At 33.3% G+C, this 15,696-nt stretch carries 14 protein-coding genes and 1 tRNA gene; 7 read left to right on the forward strand and 8 right to left on the reverse strand.

Annotated elements, in window-relative coordinates:
• Positions 1–56: 56 nt before the first annotated feature.
• On the reverse strand, positions 57–1,889 hold the full coding sequence (locus Q0871_RS00330) for a tetratricopeptide repeat-containing sensor histidine kinase (protein WP_299316890.1): 1,833 nt from the start codon (positions 1,887–1,889) through the stop codon (positions 57–59).
• A gap of 373 nt (positions 1,890–2,262) precedes the next feature.
• On the opposite strand from Q0871_RS00330, the gene Q0871_RS00335 reads away from it, so the two are divergent.
• Positions 2,263–2,338: transfer RNA gene (locus tag Q0871_RS00335), tRNA-His, on the forward strand.
• A gap of 140 nt (positions 2,339–2,478) precedes the next feature.
• On the opposite strand, the gene Q0871_RS00340 is transcribed toward Q0871_RS00335, so the two are convergent.
• The 3 genes from Q0871_RS00340 to Q0871_RS00350 all read right to left on the reverse strand — a co-directional run bounded on the left by Q0871_RS00340 (position 2,479) and on the right by Q0871_RS00350 (position 5,280).
• Complete coding sequence (locus Q0871_RS00340) at positions 2,479–4,032, reverse strand: M28 family peptidase (RefSeq protein WP_299316891.1); 1,554 nt, start codon at positions 4,030–4,032, stop codon at positions 2,479–2,481.
• 87 nt (positions 4,033–4,119) lie between these two features.
• Positions 4,120–4,809, reverse strand: coding sequence for an SGNH/GDSL hydrolase family protein (locus tag Q0871_RS00345; RefSeq protein ID WP_299316893.1), 690 nt, complete (start codon positions 4,807–4,809; stop codon positions 4,120–4,122).
• 12 nt (positions 4,810–4,821) lie between these two features.
• Positions 4,822–5,280, reverse strand: a complete 459-nt coding sequence (locus tag Q0871_RS00350) for a hypothetical protein (RefSeq protein WP_299316896.1) — start codon at positions 5,278–5,280, stop codon at positions 4,822–4,824.
• 113 nt (positions 5,281–5,393) lie between these two features.
• Here Q0871_RS00350 and Q0871_RS00355 point away from each other — a divergent pair, with 113 nt between their 5' ends.
• Positions 5,394–5,849 (forward strand): hypothetical protein, encoded by a 456-nt coding sequence (locus tag Q0871_RS00355; protein ID WP_299316899.1) that lies wholly within the window; start codon positions 5,394–5,396, stop codon positions 5,847–5,849.
• Between the two features lie 14 nt (positions 5,850–5,863).
• On the opposite strand, the gene Q0871_RS00360 is transcribed toward Q0871_RS00355, so the two are convergent.
• Positions 5,864–7,348, reverse strand: a complete 1,485-nt coding sequence (locus tag Q0871_RS00360) for a carboxypeptidase (protein ID WP_299316901.1) — start codon at positions 7,346–7,348, stop codon at positions 5,864–5,866.
• Positions 7,349–7,569: 221 nt separating this feature from the next.
• Between Q0871_RS00360 and Q0871_RS00365 the strand changes: the two genes are divergently transcribed.
• The 3 genes from Q0871_RS00365 (at position 7,570) to Q0871_RS00375 (ending at position 12,437) form a co-directional block, all read left to right on the forward strand.
• On the forward strand, positions 7,570–8,706 hold the full coding sequence (locus tag Q0871_RS00365; RefSeq protein ID WP_299316904.1) for a Gfo/Idh/MocA family oxidoreductase: 1,137 nt from the start codon (positions 7,570–7,572) through the stop codon (positions 8,704–8,706).
• A 189-nt stretch (positions 8,707–8,895) separates the two neighbouring features.
• Positions 8,896–10,518, forward strand: coding sequence for an alkaline phosphatase PhoX (locus Q0871_RS00370; protein WP_299316905.1), 1,623 nt, complete (start codon positions 8,896–8,898; stop codon positions 10,516–10,518).
• Positions 10,519–10,598: 80 nt separating this feature from the next.
• A complete protein-coding gene (locus Q0871_RS00375) occupies positions 10,599–12,437 on the forward strand; it encodes a cytochrome c peroxidase (protein WP_299316908.1) in 1,839 nt (612 codons plus the stop codon).
• On the opposite strand, the gene Q0871_RS00380 is transcribed toward Q0871_RS00375, so the two are convergent.
• Genes Q0871_RS00380 through Q0871_RS00390 form a run of 3 tightly spaced genes read right to left on the reverse strand, consistent with a single transcriptional unit; the run spans position 12,434 to position 14,442 of the window.
• A complete protein-coding gene (locus Q0871_RS00380; RefSeq protein WP_299316909.1) occupies positions 12,434–13,198 on the reverse strand; it encodes a TIGR02757 family protein in 765 nt (254 codons plus the stop codon). The genes Q0871_RS00375 and Q0871_RS00380 overlap by 4 nt on opposite strands.
• Positions 13,195–13,752, reverse strand: coding sequence for a CPBP family intramembrane glutamic endopeptidase (locus tag Q0871_RS00385; RefSeq protein ID WP_299316912.1), 558 nt, complete (start codon positions 13,750–13,752; stop codon positions 13,195–13,197). The genes Q0871_RS00380 and Q0871_RS00385 overlap by 4 nt, the downstream gene beginning before the upstream one ends.
• Positions 13,753–13,761: 9 nt before the next feature.
• Positions 13,762–14,442 carry an ABC transporter ATP-binding protein gene (locus Q0871_RS00390; RefSeq protein WP_036154139.1) on the reverse strand — a complete coding sequence of 227 codons (681 nt, stop codon included), beginning with the start codon at positions 14,440–14,442 and terminating at the stop codon, positions 13,762–13,764.
• Positions 14,443–14,673: 231 nt separating this feature from the next.
• Between Q0871_RS00390 and folE the strand changes: the two genes are divergently transcribed.
• Positions 14,674–15,273, forward strand: a complete 600-nt coding sequence (gene folE / locus Q0871_RS00395) for a GTP cyclohydrolase I FolE (RefSeq protein WP_299316917.1) — start codon at positions 14,674–14,676, stop codon at positions 15,271–15,273.
• Positions 15,274–15,355: 82 nt separating this feature from the next.
• Positions 15,356–15,655, forward strand: a complete 300-nt coding sequence (locus Q0871_RS00400; protein WP_299316920.1) for a hypothetical protein — start codon at positions 15,356–15,358, stop codon at positions 15,653–15,655.
• Positions 15,656–15,696 lie beyond the last annotated feature (41 nt).

Genomic DNA, 15,696 nt, shown 5'->3' on the forward strand with positions numbered 1-15,696 from the left:
TACAGTTTTTTTAAAAAGTAGATTAATGGGTTATAGGTCTTGAAATATGATAAGATTTATGCCATATCTGCTGGTAGCTCAATTATAAATTGACTACCTTGATTCGGTTGACTTTTGACCATTATTTCTCCATTATTTTTTATAACCATAGCCTTTACTAAGCGTAGACCTAAACCAGTGCCTTTCTCTAAATTTGTACCATATTTAGAAAAATTTTCGGTGTTACTAAAAAGTTTTTGTATATCGGTTTCAGTCATACCTACACCAGTATCTGTAACTTGAATTACTAGATTTTTATCTTTTATTTCTGTAGAAATTGTAATCATACCATTATTAGGAGTGAATTTTATGGCATTATTTATTAGGTTTCTAAAGATGATATTGAATTGCTGTTGATCTGCAAATACATTATGATTTGCTGCTATTTGGTTGTTAATAATGATAGATTTTTTGTTTATCTCATTTCTATACAATTGTAATATGATATCTAACTCATACTTCACAGAAATGCTTCTTATATTCAAAGTGCTTCCTTGCATTTGTGTTTTCCCCCAATGCAAAAGATTGTCCATTGTAAACTGCACCTGTTCAAGATCTTCTTTGAGTTGTGGTGCAAATTTGTCAAAATAAGTTTTTCCTTCAGGATCTTCTAAATAGAGGGTAAGAATTTCATTTAACGAATTTATAGGTCCTCTTAAATCATGACCTACAATTGAAAAAAGATGATCTTGATTGGCATTTATTTGTGTAAGGGCTTTTTGATTTTCGTTTAAAACTTCTGCTTGCTTAGCTAGTTTTTTATTAAGTATTTTTTCTCGTTGATTAGCTTTTAAAATAATAAATACAATAACCATTAAAGCAAATAGACCTGCAAGAGACCATTTTACATATTTGCGTTGTTGGTTTAACGCTAATTCATTCTGAACTTTTAGATTTTCGGTTTCTTTCTCTAAATTTAATTTTGCGTTAAGCATAGTTAAGTTTCGTCTATTATTTTTCTTAAAAATGTCGTTAGAAAGTTTTTCGGTTAATTCAAGATATTTTAAAGATTCGGCTGTGTTACCTTGATTTTTGTTAATTTCATATAGCGTTCTATATGCTCCTTCTAGACCTTTTTCATAATCAGAAGATACAAAAAGAGGTATACTTTCATTTATACTCGCCTTAGCTTTTACTAAATTATTTAGTCCTAAATATGATTTTCCGAGACCATATTTTACTTCAGCCTTTGCTTTAACATCATTAAATCCATCATGCATATCTAAAGATATCTGATAATTCACTAAAGCATTATTAAAATCATTTAATTTTAAATAATATAACCCTAATGTAGAGTAGGTCCATGCTAACCATGTCATTTGCTTATTTTTTTCAAACAGCGCGAATGTTTCGTCTAATTCAATCTTTGCTTGTTCTAAATTTCCTAACTCAATATTTAAGAATGCCATATTACTTAGCAGCATAGCTTCTTTAGTAGGGTCTTTTAAATGTTTAGCATAATTAAATGCAACAGCATAATATTTCAAAGCCTCCTCATTGTCATCTAGGCGACTGAAAATTGTGCCTAAATTCATGTTCATTCGAAATAAATGAAATTGATCGTTTGTTTTTTCTGCTATAGCAAGCGTATGTAAGAATTGAGTATATGTTGAAGGGTAGTCATTTTTAAAATAATATCCTTGTCCAAGAATATTATAAATCTTCATTTCTGTTTTTGGGTACTTTTTTAAATCAGGGTTTTTTATGGTCTCTAAACTGAAATCAATTGACTTTTCTGTTTGTCCAGTATAGAGGTGTAAAGTGGCAAGATTTGCCAATGCTTCAAGCTCACCTTGTACATAGCCATTTTTTTTACTCAGTTCAAGTGCTCGTTCTGAGTTTATTAACATGGAGTCTTGCTCAATTAGCCTTTGGTAATAAGAGAGCTGGTTTAGGTTGTCAATATATTGAGCTGAGTTTTCAGAAAAATTAGGGGAATTAACTAATTTCGATATTTTTTCATGATAATAATTAATACTGTCTTTTTGTGCTATAGCGGAAAAAAAACTGAAACATACAAATGCGAATAGTAAAAAATTATGTTTATAATTTGATTTAGAATGCATTATGAATAGTGGAATAAACTTAGTAGGTTGTTTCAAATAAAACTTCAAGTTAAAAAAATTATAATTAATGATTCTTAAAATTAAATATTTATTGAATTTTTAAATTATTATTTGTTAGAACTGTTTAAAAAAATTATCTTTGCACTCGCTTACAAATGGTGGTTGTAGCTCAGCTGGTTAGAGCATCGGTTTGTGGTACCGAGGGTCGCCGGTTCGAACCCGGTCTTCCACCCTAAAAGGCAGATAAAAAGTCTTAGATTCATTTCTAAGACTTTTTTGTTTTATACCATTTGTTTACCTAAGTTAAAGCATAAAAAAAGCCTTGTAAATCATTGAGATTACAAGGCTTTTCTATATTTTAAGCGGTTGATTGCTAGTCTACTTTTAACTTATTTTCTCTATTCGCAATTTCCCATGCCGTATAAAAAACTAATCGAGATCTGTTTTCTAAAAGGTCGTAGTTTATTTTATCTGGTGTATCACTTGGTTTGTGGTAATCTGCGTGAGTCCCGTTAAAATAAAATATGATTGGAATGTTGTTTTTAGCGAAATTATAATGGTCACTTCTATAGTAGAAACGATTTGGATCGTTCTCATCATTATAAGTATAATCCAATTCAATATTCATGAATTTCTTATTTACTTCTTCAGATAGATTATGAAGTTCTAAACTCAATTTATCTGAACCTATTAAATAGATATAGTTACGGTCTCCTTCACGTTCTGGGTCTATTCTACCAATCATATCAATATTTAAATTGGCAACAGTATTCGCAAGCGGAACAATTGGGTCTACATCGGTGTAATATTGAGATCCTAACAATCCTTTTTCTTCACCAGTAACATGCAAGAAAACAATAGATCTTTTAGGTCCGTTACCGGCATCAGCTGCTTTCTTAAAAGCTTCGGCAATTTCTAAAAGTGCAACAGTACCAGAGCCATCATCATCTGCACCGTTATTTATTTCACCATCACCAGTAATACCTATATGATCTAGATGCGAGGAAATAATTAAATACTCATTTGGCTTCTCAGTACCTTTTAAAATAGCTGCAACATTTTCTGATGAAATTTTATCATTAGAACTTTCAAAAGCCAATTGTAATTTTTTGCTTAAAATTTGTGGCTTATCATCAGTGTCAATAGTAGATAAAAAGCTTTGGGCTAAAGTTTGGTCAATGAACAAGTTATAGAATTCAGGAGCGCTATTATCTACTACTTCCATTCTGCCACTATTATTTGTTTTCATTGATTCAAACCTGCGCTTAAATCGACTGAAATTACCAGCATCGTAATACAAGACACCGATAGCACCTTTATCCATAGCAATTTGAACTCTTTTTGTCAAAGATTCAGACATATTACTCCATTTAGAAGTTTCGGTAGTGCCAGAAATTACAAAGGTACCGTCAGCATTTTTTGGCTCACCAGACTTCATTAAAACAATCTTGCCTTCAACATTAAGGTCGTTGTAGTTAGAATAATTATAATCATCTATTCCATAAGCAGCATATACAATATCATCAGTTGATGTGTTGGCTGCTGAAAAGGTTAATACATGATCGCCGACAGTAAAATCGGTTCCATCAACAGTCAATTTACCAATAGGTAGTTTACTGATTTCTAATGGTACTTCTTGAAAATAGTTACCATCTTTCTTCGCAGGTGGTATACCTAGTTTTTCATATGCTGCTTTTATGTAAGCTATTGCCTTTTTCTGACCTGGTTGACCGGTTTCTCTGCCTTCGAATTCATCTGAAGCATAAATGTAAAGGTGTTCTTTTAACTCTGCTTCTGTAATCGTTTCTGCAAATGAAATTTCAGATGCAACTGATGACGCTTCTTCTGTTGCGGCATCGGTAACGGTCTTTTGGGAAGAATTACATGACATGGCCGTAGCGACCAATAGAAATAGTGTTTTTTTCATTTTTATAGTAATCAAATTTCTTCAAAAATAATCAAATCTTAACTAGCTTTAAAAGGTAGATTTTAGAATCAATATTTTGGTTGATTTTTATTTATTTAAAGCATCTGTAATGGCTGCTTCTACTAATGGTTCCATTACTTTATAACCATCAACTGTTGGGTGTACTTCATCTTCGGCGTATTTTTTTGGTAGGCCATTTCTTTCATCTACCATCGCAGAGAAATAATCTAAATAAATATGCCCATTAGCATCGGCATACTCTTTTATCATTTTGTTTAAAGCAATTATTTTTCCTGATGGCTCTAAACCTGGTTTCCAAGGGTAATCATAAGCTGGTAGGGTAGAAGATAAAATAACTTTAATACCGTTGGCATGGGCAAGTTCTACCATCCCTTTAATATTATCCATAATCATTTCTAAGGTTGACGGTCCTGTATTTCCTGCTATATCATTGGTGCCCGCTAGTATAGTCACCACTTTCGGATTTAAATTAATAACATCTTGTCTAAAACGTAAAAGCATCTGCGGTGTTGTTTGTCCACTTATACCTCTATTAATATAAGGTTTGCCTTCAAAGAACTCTGGTCGTTTATTTAACCAACCTATAGTAATGGAGTTACCCATAAATACAATACGATCTTCATTGTCCTGTAATTCTGGAATAGTTGAATTCGCTTCTTTAAAACGATTTAAATCTGCCCAATCTTGCGCATTTATAGTAGTTAAACCTAATAATGATAGCATACATGATATAATTAAAACATTTACTTTTTTCATTGGTTTCATTGTTTAAGCTTGTTGAATTTCCGCTACTTCGTCATTTGTTAATGGAATACTTTTAATGATATTGTCTTTGTTAGGTCGCTGTACTGCCAAGTATGCAATTAAACAAATGGAGATGACCAAAGGGAGTGCATTACCCGTATTGTTATAGGCAAAAAGTCCTACAAATGCAGGTATTTCTATAAAGGTGTATTTAAGTTGCAAGGCAGATTTATACTTTCTTAATTTATCTTCTAATTTCGTTTGTATCTGAATATTAGAAATCATTTTTTTAAAAATCCACTGACTTCCAAAATAACCTACCATTGCAAAAAGGGGTACTAAATAAAGTAAAACGCCCTCAATTGCTGCATTTGAGTTGAATGAATTGATTTGATAAACTACCCAAATCGTAATAACGACCAATACGCATAACAATAATAAATGTAAAATAGAAAGGCTTCTAATAAAGTTTTTTAAATCCATAAGCTATATAATTTTCTAAGATAATATAAATTATAGCCATAGAGAACTGAAGCCCTTATTAGTATTACTATTTATATCTTGTTCATCTTGCAGAATTTTTATCTTTGCGCGGTATGAAAAATATATTCATAATTATCATTTTTGCTTTATCGTTACAAAGTGCATATAGCCAAATAGAACAGGATAAAGTACTTCATTTCTTAGGAGGAAATCTTTATGGACTAGTAGGAGCTGGTATTGCTAACGAAATTTCAGATGGCGATAGAACTTGGACATTTATGGGTGCTGTTGGTGGTAGCTTATTAATTGGGTTGGCAAAAGAAAGTATTGACCAAAAGCAATACGGTGGTTGGAGTAATGAAGATTTATTGGCTACAGTATTAGGTGGTGCTACTATTGGCGTTACCATAGATATTTTCAAGAAAAAGAAACAACGTAAACGAGAACAATTATTTAAGGATGCTACTAAAACTACCTATTTACAATTAGAAAAGACATTCCCAATAGAAACAACAGAAATAAAATCGTTGCTTGTATTGGGAATGTCTAGTACTGTTTTAAAAAAATAAATTCTTAGCGCTTTTTAATATTTAGCACTTCTATCGGTTGCAATTGTACGCTTAATAAAATCGCGAATATCGTCATTTGCAGTTTTTAAATCTTCTCTTCTTAAATACATCATGTGCCCTGATCGGTAACCTTTAAAGCTGAATCGATCCTTCATACGACCGCTTGGGTCTACTTGCCACATGGTATATTTAGCATTAAAATACGTAGTAGCACCATCATAATAGCCCGATTGAATCATAACGTTCAGATATGGATTTTGTGCCATTGCCTTTCTTAGGTTATCTCGGGTGTTGTCATTATCATTGTTCCAAGGGTGTACAGGGCCAAAAAGGTTGTATTTCACATCAGTTTTAAAGTTCAATTCCTCTTGAAGATAATAGTTGATTGCCGGTGTAAAACTATGCAGCCAAGATGTTAATTCAGAATTGTAATCGGGCTTCATACCTGCTAATTGTTTGTCAATACCTAAGTATCTTGAATCTAATCTTCCTACGGTGTAACCACCTTTTTCTTTTAAAAGATTTTTCCAAAAGAAAGAGGTAGGCACTACTAAGTTTTGATCAAGAATATCTTTTTTGTTTAATCCTGAATAATAAGCCATCTTATCTGCAATAGCTTCTTTTTCTGTTACTTCTAAGAATCCGCCTTTTGCTAATGCAGGTATTAATTTATCTATGGTGTAAGCTTCTGATTCTGGTAAAATTTCTAGTAAATCTTTATTTTGTAATGCTGGAGGTAACGCTTTATGGTGCCAAGCTGCAGCTGTAAAATAAGGTAGGTTTATTGCTTCAGCTACTGGACCGGAATTACGAATTACTTTATAATCTGCTGGAGAAACCATAATTACACCATTTAGGTACATCCATTGTTGTTCTTGCAGTGCTAAAGAAAGTCCCATAACACGGGTGCCTCCATAACTTTCACCTATTATATATTTTGGTGAACGCCATTTGTTGTTTCTGGTAACGAAGGTGTTCAGCCATTCTGCCAAATATTTTATATCAGCATTAATTCCGAAGAATTTATCCCTATCAACTTCTTTTCCGCTTGCAGGTATAGTTCTGCTATATCCGGTATTTACAGGGTTGACATAAACAATGTCGGCTACGTCTAAAACTGAATGTGGATTTGCACTTACACCGTATGGTTGTAACGGGTATCCTTCGTCATCGATCTTTAGTATTTTTGGTCCTGTATAAGCCAAATGCATCCAAACAGACCCAGAACCTGGTCCTCCATTAAATGATATCAATAATGGTCTTGCAGCGCGATCTTTGATATTATTTCTAGTGTAATAGGTATAATGTAAAGAGGCAATAGGTTTCGCATTTTCATCCCATACAGGTTGCGTACCAGTTTGCGCGGTATACGAAAAAGTGGCTCCGTTTATGGTAGCAGTATGTTGTGTGGTAATTACGGTGTCTATAGGTAATTCTCTAGACTGAGCAATGGCAATGCTGGCTGCCAAACAAATTGATAGTTGTAGAAGTTTTTTCATGATTTGATAAGGTTCTGTTGTCTAACGAAAATAAGAATAAAAGCTCAATATTGACATTAAGAATGTTCTATTAGATAGTTAATATCGATTAACCATTTCAAGCTATTCTCATAAAGAATTAGTCATTTTACAACCCTAAATATTCATGATATGAAAATTATCAAATGATTTATGAAGTTCAGTGATTTTTATTTAAATTTCTAAAGCATTAAAATAGACTCATGAAGAAATTATCAAGACGCTCATTCAGCAGTATAGCTACGAAAGGAGTATTAGGAACAGCATTGTTTTCTAACATACCACTGGCAAAAGCATTTACTACAAAACCTTTAAATAAAAAGCTAGGTATTGCCTTAGTAGGTTTAGGAAGCTATAGTGAACATCAACTTGCACCATCGTTACTAGAAACTGTACATTGTTATTTGGCTGGTGTTGTTACCGGTACCAAAACCAAAGAAGGTATTTGGAAAGAGAAATACAACCTATCTAAAAAGAATATTTATAATTACGATAATTTTGATGCAATAGCAAAGAACGATGATATAGATATCGTTTATGTTGCACTACCTAATAGTATGCATGTAGATTTTTGTATTCGAGCTGCTAAAGCAGGTAAACATGTTATTTGTGAAAAACCAATGGCTGTAAGCGTAGAGGAATGTGATGCAATAATCAATGCTTGTAAAGAGAATAAGGTAAAATTAGGTGTTGGTTATAGAATGCAGAGCGACCCTTACACAAATGAGGTAAAGAAATATGTAAAAGAGAAAACTTTTGGTGATGTACTTTTTGTTTCTTCAGATGCCGGATATGTTTCTAATGGTAACCCTGATCAATGGCGTTTAAATAAATCTCTTTCTGGTGGTGGTGCTTTAATGAATATGGGCGTATATGCAATTCAAACTAGTATTTATGGTGCAGGACAAAATCCGATTTCTGTTTCTGCGCAAGAGTTTAGTACACGACCAGATTACTTTAAAGATACCGATGAAACTGTTACCGCACAGTTTAAATTTGCCAATGGTGCCGTAGCACAAATATGGACTTCACATAACGCAAATGGTAATAGATTAAAATGTCACTGTAGTAAAGGCTGGTTCGAGCTTGATCCAGCTCATAGTTACGGACCTATAAGTGGGAGAACATCTAACGGTAATACTATAGAATTTCCATTTAAAAAACAACAAGCTTTACAAATGGACGATTTTTCCAAGCATGTACTATTGGGAACCAAAAATATTGCTCCTGGTGAAATGGGTAAAAGAGATATGATTATCGTTGAAGCCATTTATAAATCAATCGCAGAAGGTGGTAAAGAACAAGCGTTATCTTTGGGTGATTTAGGTATAGTGTTGTAACATGTTTTAAATCAGTGTAGTTACATTTAAGTTAACTTGAATTTCAAGTTTAGATCACTTCAAATTCAAGTTAATTTTACATCTTAACATAAGCATAAACTTCTCTTCATCAATTGCTAATTTTCAGTGAACCTTTCTAAAAGGTTGTCTCTATAGTTTTGCTCTTATAACCTAAAAACTATATTGAAAATGAAAAAATCAAAAAAATTATTAATTAAGGCATTGTTTCTTTCTTGTCTTGGAATCGCGGTAGTGAGCTGTGATGCAGAAGATGGAATTGATGGCACCAATGGTATAGACGGTGTTGATGGAGCTGATGGCGCTGATGGTACTGACGGAGCCGATGGTGCTGATGGTCAAGATTTAACTTTGGCAGAATCTATACCATTAACTAGTTCTGTAACTCCGAATGAATTATTTGAATTGAAAGGTGCATTTGCAGGATCCGCCGAGCTTAATATGATTATGTCATCTGCAGATATTTTAGAATCTGATTCTACCTTTGTATATGGATCTTATATGGATGGTGCTGCACTTTTTCCGGCTGAAGATGGTAACTATGCATTAATCAATAATTTAGAAGCAGATTATTCTATTGCTAGAATAATGTTAAACTCTGAGCTTCAACCATTACAAGGTGATTATATCGTTAACTCAACAGCTACTGCATTTACGGCTATGTGTTCTGGTTCTGCAATAACAGTTGAAGAGCACGGTTTTGGTCCTCTTTATCTTTCTGGTGGCGAATGGGGCGGTAACGCTAAAGGGGTTTTCAGAGTAAATCCTTTTAGAGCTACAGAAGATAGAGTAGAGGTAGAAAGGCTTCCTGCTCTTGGAGAGTGGTCTACTGAAAACGCTGTGGTTATAGGTAAAGATGCATATACATCACAGACTGTAGTTTTTATGGGTGATGATCATAGCGATAATACTTATCCACAAGCACATTTTGGTATGTATGTAGGTCAAAGAGGTGATCTAGATGGAGGTAAATTGTACGTTTTAAAAGGTAAAAATCCTGTAGAATCTGCACCTGGTGAAGGCGGACAGTTGTTTGAAATGGGTATGTCAGAAGATATTGCCTATGACGTAGAATGGGTAGAAGTTACCGAAAGAACTATAGATGAATTAAATCAAGAAGCGATTGATTTAGGTGCTATTGGTTTTCAAAGAATTGAAGATATTGACTGGAGAAGAGGTACTGCTGATGCTCAAAGAGAAGTATACTTTAATGCAACAGGTCGAATTCGAGGAGATAATCCAGATCTTAACTTAAGAGGTACTGGTTTTGGTCGTGTTTACAAATTAGAATTAAACGAAACTGACCCAACAGCAGACGCAGTTCTTACTGTGGTTGTAGATGGTGATCTTGAAGGTGGTAAAGGTGACGGTTTGCACTCTCCTGATAATATTTTGGTTACTGAAAACTATGCTTACATTCAAGAAGATCCTAACGGTTATGCTGATTTAAATGCTGACATTACTGGGTTCGCTAAATTATGGCAGTTAGATTTAAATACTGGTAGTTTTGTTGAAGTGATGGAGTGTAACCAAACATATGCATCTAGCGTAGGTATTGGAAATACTGATAGTATGTGGGAAATTACCGGGTTATTCGATGTTACCGATATCATTGGTGCATCTGAACCTACGTTTATTGGTGGTGCTCAAGTACATGGGTGGAATTTTAGTACGACGCCTGATACTGCAGTAAGAGCTGACGGACTTAAGTTTGTTGATCCTACAGCCATTAGTGAAGGCAGTGCTGCTTTAGAAGGTTCTGTTTTGTTTAAATTGACAGGCTTACCTAGATAAGTGATATAATTTAACCAATTACAAAGGTTCCCTTAATTGGGAACCTTTTTTCTATTCAATAAATAATTTTAAAATATAACATGAGAATATTGCATAATAAATGGATTGTTGTTGCTCTTTTTGGTTTTTTTCTTTCTTGTAAGGATCATGAAACCAAACCATTATTGGCTATTAACTCTAATGATACATCAATGTTCAATGATGCAATTCGTGAACATTATTTTATTGCATTGGATAGTACTTCTTATTATATGCAGCAAATAGATACTTCTAATACCCTGTCAAAGAATAAAAGTCTTTTTCTTAAAAGTAGAGAATGGTATAAAAGAGTAGAACCAATGCTGATAGCTTATGACTATGAAAACTATATTTCAATGAATGCTCCAAATTTATTGAAGGTAGAAATAGATGATCACCAAGATATTAGAATTCAGAATCCAAAAAGTTTTCAGGTATTAGAAGAACTTCTTTATGATGAAAATGGATTTTCAAATAAAGAACTAAATACTGTTTTAGAATATTTAAAAATTAGAATTCCATTTGTACGAAAAAATCATATTCTTATTACACAAAGAGATAGACATCATTTAAAAATGATCCGCGATGCTATCGTAAATATCGCTACAAAAGGTATTACTGGGTTTGATTCTCCAAAATTGGCTAACTCCCTAAATGAAGCTATCTATAATTACGAAACTTTACAGCATGTTTTAGCTATCTACAAAGATGCTTTCGCAGATAAAAAATTGTACATGAAATGGGAAGATGAAATTACTTCTACCATTAATGTACTTAAAAATGGAAATTTTGATGATTTTGATCGTTATGCTTTTATAAAATTTCACACTAATAATCAATTGGACTTAGTGGCAAAAACCGCACAAGATTGGAATATTGAACTTAGTGAATCTCGGGCGTTAGACCCCAAAGTAACTAGCTTATTTGACCAGAATTTTTTTAATATGAAAATGTTCTCTACCCAAAGAGCACCAGATATTACTGAAGAAAGAATTGAATTGGGAAGACAGTTATTCAATGATAAAGATTTATCTGGATCAGGTACTATAAGTTGTGCCACTTGCCATATTAAAGAGAAAGCATTTACTGACGGTCATAAAATTGCCAAAGGAATAAACGGACAAGATTTGCAACGCAATTCACCTACTTTAACCTATGCCGTTTACCAGCGTTCTTTATTTTATGATGGTAGGGCAGACGGACTTGAAGATCAAATTGTTGGTGTTACCAATAATGAAAATGAGTTCCACATTGATTTGGATCAATTAGAAGAGAAAATTCAAGCAAAATCAGCATATAAAGTTCAATTTGATTCGCTTTATGATGGTAAAATTACTGATATGAATGTACGTAATGCTATTGCCACTTACATAAGAAGTTTAGCTCCGTTCGATTCTAAGTTTGATAGAAACATGAATAACATTGAAGAAACCATGACCGCTGAAGAGGTTACAGGGTTTAATCTTTTTATGGGTAAAGCTGCGTGTGCCACTTGTCATTTTCCACCTGCATTCAATGGTACGGTTCCACCAAAATATATGGAGAGCGAATTTGAAAATCTTGGAGTACCTAAAAACGCAAGTTTTGAAAATCCTGTTTTAGATGATGACTGGGGTCAGTATTATCCTTACGAAGTAGAGGAGAAGAAGCATTTCTTTAAAACATCAACGGTACGAAATGTTGATTTAACGGGACCTTATATGCACAATGGGGTGTATAAAACATTAGAAGAGGTTGTTGAATTCTACAATGTTGGTGGTGGTCAAGGTATGGGCTTAGATGTACCTTACCAAACATTGCCCTCAGATTCTTTGAATCTTACCAATGCAGAATCAAAAGCAATTATTGCCTTTATGAAAACACTGACCGATAAAAGATTTGAAAAAGAAGAAATAAACTAGAATTTTTCAAACACACCTAAACCAAATAGGGCAAAATCATATTTAACTGGATCCATTGGGTCCAGTTTTCTAAGATTTTGATCCAACTCGGCTAGTGCCTTTGCGTCATTTTGTTTTCGTTTTAATAAACCTAATTTTCTGGCTACATTACCAGAATGAACATCTAATGGGCAAGATAATTTTGATGGATGAATACCTTTCCAGATTCCAAAATCTACATTGGTGGCGGCATCTCTAACCATCCAACGTAAAAACATGTTTATTCTTTTCGCTGCAGAACCCTTTAATGGGTCAGAAACATGTTTGGTTGTACGTTGCTCATAAGGTAATTCAAAAAATATTTTCTTGAATTCTGAAATGGTGGGCTGTAAACTATCCTTTGTTTGTTGTGTTGTAAAAACACCTTCTAATCCATTATGATTATTGTAAATATTTTTTAGACTCTGAATAAAGTAGGTAAGGTCAATGTCATTGAAAGTTCTATGAACAAATCCAGTTAAATTCTCGAGATTTTCATCAGTATGGTTGATTACAAAATCGTACGGACTTTGTCCCATTCTTTCCATGAGTTTATGTGAATTATTGATGATGCTCTTCCTGTTGCCCCAAGCTATCGTTGCAGTTAAAAATGCACTTATTTCAATGTCTTCTTTTGACGTAAAAAGATGTGGAATCTGTATAGGGTCAGTTTCTAAGAATTCAGGATTATTATACTGAATAACCTTTTCGTCTAAAAATACTTTTAACTCACTTTTTGTCATTCAATGGGTATATCTAAAATTTGCATTATCAATACGGGGACTATGAGCACCATGTTGTAGCAAGCATGCAGTGCCATTGACCAAACTAGTCCAAATTTAATACGTATAAATCCTAAAAGAAAACCTACACCTATTTGTGGTGCGACCAATAATGGAGAAAACAATACTACTTGTGTGCTCATTTCAAAATTACTAATGTGCATGAAGCCGAAAGCGATGGTAAATGCATAAAAAACTATTTTGAAATAGTTGTAATTTTCAAAAAAGACAAGTGGACCTCTAAATAAAAGTTCTTCAAAAAATGGTGCAATTATTACAGCTAAGAAGAAAATAAGTAAAGGGGAGTAGTTTTCGAACAAATCGTCCATTGCATGTTTGCCCATCTCAAGTTGAAGCGAATTTTCAACTACACTAGCAATCAGTAATAGCACAATACTTGTGCTTAATGCTATAATCAATAGCTTAAAAAATGTTCTTAATTTTTTAGAAAATGGAGTTGTGATATCTTGCTTATAAACCGGATTCTTTGCAAATAATAAAAGTTCTTCTAGCATCTGTTTTGCTTATGCTAAAATGATTTCTTTATCTACAATTTTACCATCTACCATGGTTAATTTTCTATCGGCCATTTCTGCCAGCTCGCTATTATGGGTTACGATAACAAATGTTTGTCCAAATTTTTCACGTAATTCAAAGAATAGTTTATGAAGATTATCGGCACTTTCAGAATCTAAATTTCCGCTAGGTTCATCGGCAAAAATTATTGATGGATTATTGATTAAAGCTCTTGCCACTGCAACGCGTTGTTGTTCTCCACCAGATAATTCTGAAGGCTTATGGTTATATCGATGTGACAATCCTAAGAAATCTAAAAGTTCTTTTGCTCTTACTTCGGCATCAGCTTTTGGTGTTTTCTTAATGAATGCAGGTAAGCATACATTTTCAATGGCCGTAAATTCTGGTAATAATTGATGAAACTGAAAGATGAAACCTATGTGCTCATTTCTGAACTTCGCTAAATCTTTATCATTCAAATTAGTAGTTTCAATATTATTTATAAGTAGGGTACTGTCTTTTCGGTTAGACTGTACATCTAAGGTTCCCAAGATTTGTAACAAGGTAGTTTTGCCGGCTCCTGAAGCACCAACGATAGAAACTATCTCTCCCTTTTTTATATGAAGGTCAACACCTTTTAGTACTTCTAATTCTCCGTAATATTTATGAATGTTAGAAGCTTTTATCATGAGAAAGTTGGTGTTAGAAGTATGATTATATTAAAATTCAAAATTAATGAAAAAGGAGCATGCTAAAAATAGTTATTCGTTATTAGTTTTTATCATAGCATAGTTTGTGCGTGATTAGAAATGGCAATACTGCAATGTGAACTATTTATGATATTTTTACGTTTGATGATGAAAGAAATTATTAAATTTGTTCAACCTAAACTAAATTAGGTTAAACACAAATAGAAATATATGTCCCCATATAAAAATTTAGAAGAATACAATCTTGAAATTACCGATGAAGTTAAAAGCAGGTATTCATCTATTATCGATGAAATTGGAGAAGATGTAGAAAGGGAAGGTTTGGTTAAAACACCAGAACGTGCAGCTAAAGCCATGTTGTTTTTAACGCAAGGTTACCAGCAAGACCCAGTAGAGATTTTAAAAGGGGCAATGTTCAAAGAAGACTATGATGATATGGTTATTATAAAGGATATTGAACTGTATTCTTTATGTGAGCACCATATGTTGCCATTCTTTGGTAAGGCACATATTGCGTATATTCCTAACGGACAAATAGTTGGACTAAGTAAAATACCTCGTGTAGTTGATGTTTTTGCTAGAAGATTACAGGTGCAAGAAAGGCTAACACATGACATTTTAGAATGTATTAATAATACTTTGAAACCTAAGGGTGTTGCGGTTGTTATTGAAGCATCGCACATGTGTATGATGATGCGTGGTGTACAGAAACAAAACTCGGTAACTACAACATCGGGCTTTAGAGGTCAGTTTGAAAAAATTGAGACAAGAAACGAGTTCTTGAAATTAATCAGTGCAAAACTTTCTTAATAGGGCTTAACCCGTCTTTTATTTATTTTTAAAATTTGGCATCTTTGTTGCACTCTTAAGTTAGAATAACTAATTTTTCAATATGTCAATTTTTAAAGATAAAAAATACAAGCAACTTTTTATGGGTTTGCTTTTTGATGGTATAGGTATGCTGTCTTTTGTAATACCTTTTGTAGGTGAATTTTCAGATATAGTTTGGGCGCCCCTTGCTGGTTGGCTCATGACCAGAATGTATAAAGGTAAGGTAGGGCAAGCTGCAGGTGCATTTACTTTCTTAGAAGAGATTATACCAGGGTTTGATATTATACCATCATTTACACTTATGTGGTTATATACTTACGTTTTTAAGGCTGCTAAAAAAGGGCAAACAATAGAGGTGTAAATCTTACTTTTAGTTTATTAAAAATCTTAACTTTAGCTCAA

The organism is uncultured Maribacter sp. (assembly GCF_947500985.1).
Classification (GTDB): domain Bacteria; phylum Bacteroidota; class Bacteroidia; order Flavobacteriales; family Flavobacteriaceae; genus Maribacter.

What these genes read in the sequence shown, in the direction of transcription:
- Q0871_RS00330 (WP_299316890.1), bottom strand. Translation starts at nt 1,889, where the DNA reads ATGTTAATAAACTCAGAACGAGCACTTGAACTGAGTAAAAAAAATGGC.
- Q0871_RS00340 (WP_299316891.1), bottom strand. Translation starts at nt 4,032, where the DNA reads ATGAAAAAAACACTATTTCTATTGGTCGCTACGGCCATGTCATGTAAT.
- Q0871_RS00345 (WP_299316893.1), bottom strand. Translation starts at nt 4,809, where the DNA reads ATGAAAAAAGTAAATGTTTTAATTATATCATGTATGCTATCATTATTA.
- Q0871_RS00350 (WP_299316896.1), bottom strand. Translation starts at nt 5,280, where the DNA reads ATGGATTTAAAAAACTTTATTAGAAGCCTTTCTATTTTACATTTATTA.
- Q0871_RS00355 (WP_299316899.1), top strand. Translation starts at nt 5,394, where the DNA reads ATGAAAAATATATTCATAATTATCATTTTTGCTTTATCGTTACAAAGT.
- Q0871_RS00360 (WP_299316901.1), bottom strand. Translation starts at nt 7,348, where the DNA reads ATGAAAAAACTTCTACAACTATCAATTTGTTTGGCAGCCAGCATTGCC.
- Q0871_RS00365 (WP_299316904.1), top strand. Translation starts at nt 7,570, where the DNA reads ATGAAGAAATTATCAAGACGCTCATTCAGCAGTATAGCTACGAAAGGA.
- Q0871_RS00370 (WP_299316905.1), top strand. Translation starts at nt 8,896, where the DNA reads ATGAAAAAATCAAAAAAATTATTAATTAAGGCATTGTTTCTTTCTTGT.
- Q0871_RS00375 (WP_299316908.1), top strand. Translation starts at nt 10,599, where the DNA reads ATGAGAATATTGCATAATAAATGGATTGTTGTTGCTCTTTTTGGTTTT.
- Q0871_RS00380 (WP_299316909.1), bottom strand. Translation starts at nt 13,198, where the DNA reads ATGACAAAAAGTGAGTTAAAAGTATTTTTAGACGAAAAGGTTATTCAG.
- Q0871_RS00385 (WP_299316912.1), bottom strand. Translation starts at nt 13,752, where the DNA reads ATGCTAGAAGAACTTTTATTATTTGCAAAGAATCCGGTTTATAAGCAA.
- Q0871_RS00390 (WP_036154139.1), bottom strand. Translation starts at nt 14,442, where the DNA reads ATGATAAAAGCTTCTAACATTCATAAATATTACGGAGAATTAGAAGTA.
- folE (WP_299316917.1), top strand. Translation starts at nt 14,674, where the DNA reads ATGTCCCCATATAAAAATTTAGAAGAATACAATCTTGAAATTACCGAT.
- Q0871_RS00400 (WP_299316920.1), top strand. Translation starts at nt 15,356, where the DNA reads ATGTCAATTTTTAAAGATAAAAAATACAAGCAACTTTTTATGGGTTTG.